Annotated in this window: 4 protein-coding genes; 2 read left to right on the top strand and 2 right to left on the bottom strand. The window is 71.4% G+C overall.

Annotated elements, in window-relative coordinates:
- The first annotated feature begins 199 nt into the window (after positions 1–199).
- On the top strand, positions 200–1,399 hold the full coding sequence (locus tag VF794_RS34535; protein WP_331117381.1) for a carbohydrate-binding family 9-like protein: 1,200 nt from the start codon (positions 200–202) through the stop codon (positions 1,397–1,399).
- A 3-nt stretch (positions 1,400–1,402) separates the two neighbouring features.
- Here VF794_RS34535 and VF794_RS34540 read toward each other — a convergent pair whose 3' ends face one another.
- Both VF794_RS34540 and VF794_RS34545 read right to left on the bottom strand, forming a co-directional pair.
- Entirely contained in the window at positions 1,403–1,657 is a 255-nt protein-coding gene (locus VF794_RS34540; protein ID WP_331117382.1) for a hypothetical protein, read from the bottom strand.
- A gap of 4 nt (positions 1,658–1,661) precedes the next feature.
- Positions 1,662–4,010: a DNA internalization-related competence protein ComEC/Rec2 gene (locus tag VF794_RS34545; RefSeq protein ID WP_414641000.1), complete on the bottom strand. Its 2,349-nt coding sequence runs from the start codon at positions 4,008–4,010 to the stop codon at positions 1,662–1,664.
- Between the two features lie 317 nt (positions 4,011–4,327).
- On the opposite strand from VF794_RS34545, the gene VF794_RS34550 reads away from it, so the two are divergent.
- A partial coding sequence (locus VF794_RS34550) for a CarD family transcriptional regulator (protein ID WP_331117384.1) occupies positions 4,328–4,430 on the top strand: 103 nt, incomplete at its 3' end.

The following is a 4,430-nucleotide window of genomic DNA, read 5'->3' on the forward strand; positions in this document are numbered from 1 at the left end:
GTGGATGCCCTCGGGCAGCTCGAAGGGGGTGGCGGTGCCCAGGTGCTCGAATTCGAAGTGCATGGTGCGGGCGAGGGCAGCAAGAGGGGTGCCGGCCCGGAGGGGCGGATTTCCGGGGAGTTGCCGTCCGCGGGCCGTCCCGTCTTCGCTCCACCGTCCACCCGCGCGGACGCGGCCCGGGCTAGGATTCGCGGCCTCGATGCGCCCTGCCTCCCACCTCCTGACGCTGCTGACGCTCACGCTGCTCGCCACCTCCTGCCGCGACGAGCAGGCCGGCCCGAAGCCTCGCGCCAAGGCCCTGCCCCCGCCCACCCAGGCCCGCGTGCTGGACACCGCACCGCAGAACCTCACCTACCGCAGTGGCGCCACGTTTGGCGGGGGGGCGGTGCGCTACCTCGGCACGCGCATTACCCCACCGGCGGCGGCGCCCGGCCAGACGGTGCAGCTCGCGCACTACTTCGAGGCCCTTCGCGCCATGCCCCAGGGCTGGGAGTTCTTCGTGCACGTGGTGGACCCGGCCACCGGGCAGATGATGATCAACGCGGACCACGGCTTCGCGGGCGGCGCGGCCCCCCTGGGCTCCTGGCCCGTGGGCAAGGTGGTGGAGGACGTCCACACGGTGCCGATGCCTCCGGCGCCCGGCCGCGTGGTGCTCGGCTTCTGGCGCGGGGACGAGCGCCTCCCGGTGGATGAGCCGAAGTCCCACTCGGGCGACAACCGGATGCTGGGCCCACAGCTTGGCGGCGGCCTCCCGTCGCTGCCCGAGTACACCGCCCGCCGTGCTTCGAAGGCCCCGGTCATCGATGGCGAGCTGAATGACGCGGTGTGGAAGGACGCCGCCCCGGTGGTGCTGCGTGGCAGCTTCGATGGGCGCCAGCCCTCGTTGCGCACCGAGGCGCGCCTGGCCTACGACGACCAGCACCTCTACGTCGCCTTCGACGCCGAGGACCCCGACATCTGGGGCACCCTGCGCAAGCGGGACGAGCCCATCTACGAGCAGGAGGTGGTGGAGGTCTTCCTCGACGCCAACGCGGACGGGCGCACCTACAACGAGCTGCAGGTGTCACCGCACAACGTCACCTTCGACGCCTACTTCCCCGCGCGCCGGCAGGGGATGGACTTGAGCTGGGACTCGGGGATGACGACGGCGGTGAAGGTGCGCGGCACGCTCGACGACCCGTCGGACCGGGACGAGGGCTGGCGGGTGGAGCTGAAGATTCCCTTCGCCCGTCTGGCCCAGGTGCCCAACACTCCGCCGAAGAAGGGGGAGCGCTGGCGCTTCAACGCCTACCGGCTGGAGCACGTGGAGCGGCAGCAGGTGGAAGGACAGTCCTTCTCACCCCTCTTCGTGGGGGACTTCCATGCGCTGCCGCGCTTCGGCTGGCTCGTCTTCGAGTAGACGCTACGAGTGCGGGGAGATGTCCCAGTGCGCGTCCGCCACGGAGCGCTCGGTGGGGTCCCCGAGGAAGCGTAGGAAGCCGCGGATCTCGAGCGTGTCGATGAGCTCCTCGGCCTCCAGCTCGGAGAAGCCCTTCATGGACACGAGCACGTCGCGCATGAGCGACTTGCCACGCAGATAGCCCACGGGCTCGCCGGGGCCGAGCATGCGCTTCAGGTCAGCGGTGAGCTGACGCAGATCCAGGTCGTCGGAAATCATCCCCTCAAGGGTGGTGATGGGAGGCCACGGGAGCAACCCGGGCTGGAGAGGGCGGGGCCTCGGATGGGAGGAAGGTCCCCAGGCGGACATCACGCCCATCGCTCTCCAGGGTGATGGCACCGTGAACATCTGTACGAAGACACTCGGTGCCCAGGGTGCGGTAGCGCGCCTCCACCTCCGGGTGGGGAAAGCCGTAGCGGTTGCGGCGGCCCACGCAGAAGACGACGTAGCGTGGGCGGAGTCGCCCGAGGAAGGTCTCCGTGGACGAGGTGCGCGAGCCGTGGTGCGGCGCCTTCAGCACCGTCACCGGCCCGAGTTTCCCCGTCGCCAGGAGCGCGGCCTCACCCTCTTCCTCCACGTCGCCGGGCAGCAGCACGGTGACGTCGCCGTGGCGCACGAGGAACACCACGCTCTTGTCGTTCACGCCCTCCATGAGCTCACGGTCCTCGGGTGGGCCGAGCACCTCCAGGGTGGCCTCCCCGAGCGAGTAGGAGGGATGCCCGAGCTGCACCTCCTCCACCTGGGCGCCCCGGGCCGAGGCCACGAGCTTGCGGGACAGCGCGCCCTCCGTGCTGCCGGCGGAGAGCCAGAGGCGCTCGGTGGGCACCTGCTCCAGCGCGGAGATGAGCCCGAGGGCATGGTCCGGGTGGGGATGGGAGAGGACGGCCAGGTCCAGCTTGTCGATGCGCGAGGCGCGCAGGAAGGGGACGACGATGCGCAGCCCCGGATCCGCGCCCCCGGGCACGCCGCCGCCATCGACGAGGGCATGGTGTCCTCCGGAGCTGAGCACCACCGAGTCCCCCTGGCCCACGGAGAGGAAGGTGATGCGCAGGCCGGGCTCGGGGGTGAGGCGCGGCACGAGGACGACGAGCGCCAGCCCCACGGGGGTGAGGAGTCCCCCGAGGCGCCAGCGCCGCTCGCCGAGGGCCCAGCACGCGAGCCCCGCGGCGTAGAGCAGGGCGGCCGTGGTGCCGAAGGCGGGCAGGTCCACGGTGGCCAGCGGCAGGTGCGCGAAGAAGCGGGTGAGCCACAGGAGGACCTGCGAGGCCCACGCGCCGCCCCACAGCAGCGGGGTGGCGAGCACGGGCGACACCACGTAGAGGGCCGCGCCGCCCGCGGCGAAGCCGGTGAGCAGGCCACACAGGGGCATGCAGACGATGTTGGACACGAGCCCCGCGAGGCTCGCTCGGCCGAAGGTGCCGGCCACGAGGGGGATGCTGGCCCCCGTCACGGCGAGGCTCGCGCAGAACGTCTCCAGCACCGTCTCCCGGGTGCTCGCGAGCAGGCGCTTGAGCCGGTGGGGCTCCCGCGGATCGGGGGGCGGGAGCGGCACGGCCTCGCGCAGGGCGGGGGTGAGCAGCAGCAGGCTGAAGACGGCGAGGAAGGAGAGCTGGAGCGACAGGTCGGCGACGCTGGAGGGAGCCCAGGCGACGAGCAGCGCGGCGGCGGCGGCGAGGCTGTTGAGCCCATCGGCCCGTCGCCAGAGGGCGAGCCCCAGCAGCACCAGCGTGGCCATCACCGCCGAGCGCACCGCCGGAGGCTGGTTGCCGGTGAAGACGACGTAGGCCCAGACGAAGGGCACGGAGGCGGGGGCGGCCAGACGGCGGGCATCCACCCGGCGCAGGCCGCGCAGGCGCGAGCCGGCCAGGACGAGCAGCCAGCGCAGCAGGGCCAGGGTCATGAGCGCGAGCGCCGCCACATGCAGCCCACTCACGCTGAGTACGTGCGCGAGTCCACTCCGGGAGAAGTCCTCCTCCAGGCTGTCATCGAGCGCGGCGCGTTGCCCAGCGGCGAGGGTGAGGAAGAGGGCCGCCGCCTCGGGGGAGGGGGCCACGGCGCGCACCGCCTCGGAGAGCCCCGCCTGGGTGCGCACGAGGTACTGGCGCCACGCGGCGGGTGGAGACAGCACCAGCATCCGCGCGGAGGGGAAGCCGCCGGTGAAGATGACGCCCTGCCGCCTCCGGGTGGCGGAGAAGTCCTTTTCTCCGGGGTTCAGCGCGGGCTCGAGCGGCTTGAGCTTCGCCTCCACCCGCAGGCGTTGTCCGGGCAGCAGGGCGGGGGGGTCACCCTGGGCGTAGAGGCTCGCGTGGAAACGGGCGGGAGTTCCGGCCCCCTGTCCCACACGGGCCACCGCTATAAGGAGGCGGGTGGCGTCCTCGAAGCGCTCCACGCGCTCCACCTCGCCCTCCACCACCGCGGTGCCTCCTGCTTCGAGGGAGGGTGGCACATCCGCCCCGGCCTCCAGCGCGGCGAGCCCCGCGCCCGTGAGCCCCAGCGAGAGGAGCACGCTCAAATGGGCACCAGGCAGGCGAGCGAGCCAGAGTGCGGCAACGCCCACGGCCGACGCGGCCATTAGCTGGAATAATCCGCTAAAGGCTTTAGTTTGAACGCTCAACCCCGCGCCGAGCATGAGGCTCACCGCGGGGAAGAAGAGAGGACGCGCGGTCAGATCGCGCCACGAGTAACGGCCCACCATCACCCCCACCAACCCAATCCGTCCCGTCGTGGTGGATCGCCCTACCGAGCGAGCGCACCCACGCAAAGGTCCCGAGGCTAGTCGGGAAAATCTGGGCGGGTCAAGGCTACAATGTTGCTGGATGGGGCGGATTGTGGTACTCGTGATTGGCTTTCTGATGACGGGTGTCGAGCCATCCAAGGAGGCGGTACCGAGTGCAGACGAGCTTCAAGACCGGCGATAAAGCGGTGTACCCCGGGCAGGGCGTCGGCGAGGTGATGGGGATCGAGCACACCGAAGTCGCTGGGCAGCGCCAGT

Source organism: Archangium sp. (assembly GCF_036389735.1).
Lineage (GTDB): Bacteria > Myxococcota > Myxococcia > Myxococcales > Myxococcaceae > Archangium.

Excerpts from the sequence above, each read along its gene's own strand:
- VF794_RS34540 (WP_331117382.1), bottom strand. The coding sequence starts at position 1,657 with ATGATTTCCGACGACCTGGATCTGCGTCAGCTCACCGCTGACCTGAAG.
- VF794_RS34535 (WP_331117381.1), top strand. The coding sequence starts at position 200 with ATGCGCCCTGCCTCCCACCTCCTGACGCTGCTGACGCTCACGCTGCTC.
- VF794_RS34545 (WP_414641000.1), bottom strand. The coding sequence starts at position 4,010 with ATGGCCGCGTCGGCCGTGGGCGTTGCCGCACTCTGGCTCGCTCGCCTG.